The organism is Ruminococcus callidus ATCC 27760, assembly GCF_000468015.1.
Taxonomy (GTDB): domain Bacteria; phylum Bacillota; class Clostridia; order Oscillospirales; family Ruminococcaceae; genus Ruminococcus_C; species Ruminococcus_C callidus.
Map to the genome: position 1 here is coordinate 1 of NZ_KI260437.1, position 3,858 is coordinate 3,858.

Genomic DNA, 3,858 nt, shown 5'->3' on the forward strand with positions numbered 1-3,858 from the left:
CATCCAATGGGTCACATCTATTGACAACGCAGATTTTTTCAAAAAATATTTCTTTTTCCAAAAAATCGACAAGCTTATCACTGCCAACATACTCTTTGCCGGAAACGATGCGGAGTTTTCCGCTGGGAAAAGTCAATGTGTAGACAGCACCTTTTTGTTGAACCGAAATCAGTTCTGCCCAGCGGTAGACCTGCTTTTTCCCGAAAATGCCGTGCTTTTCCACAAATGTATCTGTGTAAAAGATGCGGTAATTGCGTCTGAACAGCATGCAGAAAATACCCGAAAGGCTGATGAGCAGAAACAGGACACCGCAAGTGAAAGAATCCCAATCCGTCATGCCGTCAGCCCAAATAACAATGCTGAGAACGCCAAACGCCGCAAAACAGATAAACCAGATGCCTCCGGCAATACTGAAAGCTTTAGAAACTCTCACGCATTTCCGATAAGAATTTTCTTCGTTTTCTCTGTCGATATATTTGTTTGTCCATTTGTCAAACAGCTTCGACAACAGTGCAGAAATGGCGTGGGAAAACAGAGAGATCATTGGACACCTCCCAGCGAAGCGAAATATGCACGGAACGCCGCCGGAGAAAAAGCAGCGTTGGTTTCCAGCTGCCATTCCAGTTCTTCCAGATTGTTCTCGTCATATTCGATTTCCTTAACGAAAAGCTGCCAGATTCGCAGCCGCTGTTCTGCGGTATGAAATCCCAGCCGTCTGCTGTATAAGAGCACCACGCACACAGAAAACGCCGCCATTTGCAACGGTAAAATTTCTGCTTCTGGAGTTTCGGCATATGCCGCACGGAGATAATACCGGTATAGCATATCCATTGTAAACAGCCGAATTTCTTGATCCAGTGCAGGCGTGTATGCCAAAAGATTTTCCGGTTCCGGTGCATTTGCAGCCTGTTCCAGCATCTGCTTCCAGTCCGAAGTCAGCACTTCACAGGATCGCAAAAAGGACAAAACAGATTCTTCCATGCAGGGAACAGCCGCCGGTTCCTGCGAAACACCTGCCCATTGTTCCGCAAGTGTCAGACAGGCGGACAGCTGTGCACAGGCAGAAGCAGAATCGTCCTGTAACCGAAAAAATAATGCTTGTCGTTGTTCTTGTAACCGCCGCATGTTCGCCGCTGCATATTCCGGCGGTTCCTCTGTCATTGCCGGAGAACTGCGTTCTGTCAGCTGCCACTGCTTCGGTGTCATCGAAAACAGCAGCCTTGCCGCTTCCGGACAGGCGGGGGAGATGTCAAACTCGATAAAATCCCCGTAGTCCTGCGTGATGCGGGGGAACAGCCGGCAAGTTTCGCACAGGGCATCTTCTCCCAATTCCCCGTGAATATCGCAAAGCTGCTGTGCATTCCAAAAAGGACAGCGACTGTTGTGTTCCTGAAAAACGATGTCACCGTCTGCATCGGTAATCATTGCCTGCCGCAGCCGTTCTCCCAGCGTGCCGGAAACAGAACGGTATCTCTCCGCAGATGCCGTGTCCACAACGATTTCCCATTCCTTGCAGCAGCTGTCCGGACAGGCTCCGGCAATGCAGTGAAACGCCGCATAATGGGACGGGTAGATTTCTCTCATAACACATTCCTCCTGATAAAGGCATTATAGCACGTGGCAATTGCCTTTGTCAAGGCAACACCGCACAAAGATTGTGCGACAGATGCGTCGTCAAATTTTTCGTCAGATGAAACAAAAAGCGAGTGAATACTTGATGTATTCACGAGCATTTTTGTGAAATATGAGAGGAAATTTGCAAGCAGATGGCGTGCAAAGTCGCCAGACGGGCTTTGTGCGGTGTTGCCTCAACTGTCCAGACAACACAAAAGGCACTATGCTTCTGCACAGTGCCTTTTTGTCGTTAGATTATAAAATATTTATGCGTTTTCCAGAGACATCTGACGCAGACGGGACAGATCCAGACCGTTTACTGCTTCGTCCGTGTTTACATCTGCACAATTGTAAGCCTCTTTTGTCAGAGTGACTTCACCCAGCAGGTACTTTTGCAGCAGAACAACGTCTACAACAGTGACTTTATTATCCAGATTGACATCACCCGGCAGATGCTGATCTGGCTTTTCCGGAACGTCGGGGTCAGTTACCAGTTCAGCAGCTGCGATTGAAGAGATCTGATAAATAGTCATATTCACACCGGCACGGGCAAACAGATGTGCAGCTGTGCTCAGATCGCTGCCCCAAGCCTTTGTGATCGCTTCGTGAGAATAGTAAGCGATACCAGCTTCCTCGTCAATGTCATACGCGTTGATTTCTGTCCAGTTGCCCCAGCTGTCGTTGCACAGTGCCAGAATCGGAGCCGCACCGCCGGTATAGCGAATGGCAATTTCGCGGTTCTCGGAAATCTGCTCTGCCGTGATATTCAGTCCCGGTGTGCAGTTGCCGCCATTGCCGTCCGAAGCGTCCAGGACCAGACCGCTGGCATTCTCATAAATGTTGTCGCCGCTGTTGATGTCTGCATGTTTCCATGTAGGCAGGTGGCTTTCGCTGCCCCAGACAATGCTGTTGTCCTGCATCACAGTCATCATAGCATCAACAACCGGTTCAGAAGCCTCATACCAAGTGTTGTTGCTGCGGTCTACATAGCCGTGAGCCTCTGAAGCAGATGTGGAATTGGTGATAGCATTGTTGTCCCAAAGCACGCAGGGAATTCCCAGCTTTTTCGTCCATGTCAGATAATAGGTTGCCCAGTCGCATCTTGCGGCAGTATTGTTAAAGTTGGAAGCACTGAATTCGCCCAGTACCACCGGAATATCCTTGTCTGTGAAATAGTACCGGATGTCAGAGAACAGCGTATCCAGATCACTCTGATAGTTGCCGGAGAAAGTGGTGTGGTCACCATCGCCCATGGCAAATGCATAAGGGGTGTACGCATGGAGCGAAACTGCCACATAGTCATCGTCCGGCACGTCCAGAGCAGAGTAGGAACTTGCGTATGCCGAAGCGGCATAGGACGGGATCATCAGCAGACGGGTGTTCTGATAAGGAGAATCAATGGAACGTACCGTTTCCACGAAATCGTTGTCCAGCTTGTTGACTACTTCATAGCATTCCGCGTTGCCCTGCCATTCGTAGGAAGCTCCGGTCTGTCGCGGTTCGTTCATGCCCTCGAAGATCAGATGCTGGTCGTAATCCTTGAAGTAGGTGGCGATCTGTACCCACATCTGCTTCAGCCGTTCGGACATTTCCTCATAAGCAGTGGGAAAGTCAGAACGATTGATCCACTCCTCGTGGTGCAGATTCAGAATGACATACATATCCTGATTATAGGCGTAGTCCACTACTTCCTTGACACGCTGCAACCACTGCTCGCTGATTGTGTAAACAGGCTTGCCGTTTTCGTCAGTAGTCGTTGTGACATTCTGATACCATGTGGTGGGAACACGAATGGTGTTGAATCCCTTTGCCTTGACGGTGTCGATCAGTTCCTGCGTAACTCTGGGATTGCCCCAGCTGGTTTCACCGCTGTATCCGGTGGAATCCAGAGAGTTGCCAATGTTCCAGCCGATCGTCATGTTTTCCGTAATATCATCGGCGGTCATGGTTCCCTCAGCGGAAGCGGTTGTCTGGAAAAATGTCATGCCGGAAAGCAGCATGACTGCGGCAGTACCGGCAGCAAATAACTTGCGAAACTGAAATAGCATAGTTTTCCTCCTTGGAACGTGTTCTTTTCACACATCATTTTTCATCAAACGAAATGCCGGAAAAACGGCATATTTTCTTTTATTATATCATGAAGGAATGGAAAAGTCAATAGATTTTGATTCACTTTCACAATTTTTTCTGTACAAATTTGCAGTAGCATTCTTAGGGCAATACCGCACAAAGATTGTGCGACAG

At 48.8% G+C, this 3,858-nt stretch carries 3 protein-coding genes; all 3 read right to left on the minus strand.

Annotated features, from left to right (window positions below):
* Positions 1–223: hypothetical protein (locus RUMCAL_RS16295; protein ID WP_207636454.1), on the minus strand; the 223-nt coding region annotated here is incomplete at its 3' end.
* A gap of 317 nt (positions 224–540) precedes the next feature.
* Complete coding sequence (gene fliB, locus RUMCAL_RS14685; protein ID WP_021682711.1) at positions 541–1,584, minus strand: flagellin lysine-N-methylase; 1,044 nt, start codon at positions 1,582–1,584, stop codon at positions 541–543.
* A gap of 296 nt (positions 1,585–1,880) precedes the next feature.
* Positions 1,881–3,662, minus strand: coding sequence for a cellulase family glycosylhydrolase (locus RUMCAL_RS14690; protein ID WP_021682713.1), 1,782 nt, complete (start codon positions 3,660–3,662; stop codon positions 1,881–1,883).
* Between the last annotated feature and the right edge of the window lie 196 nt (positions 3,663–3,858).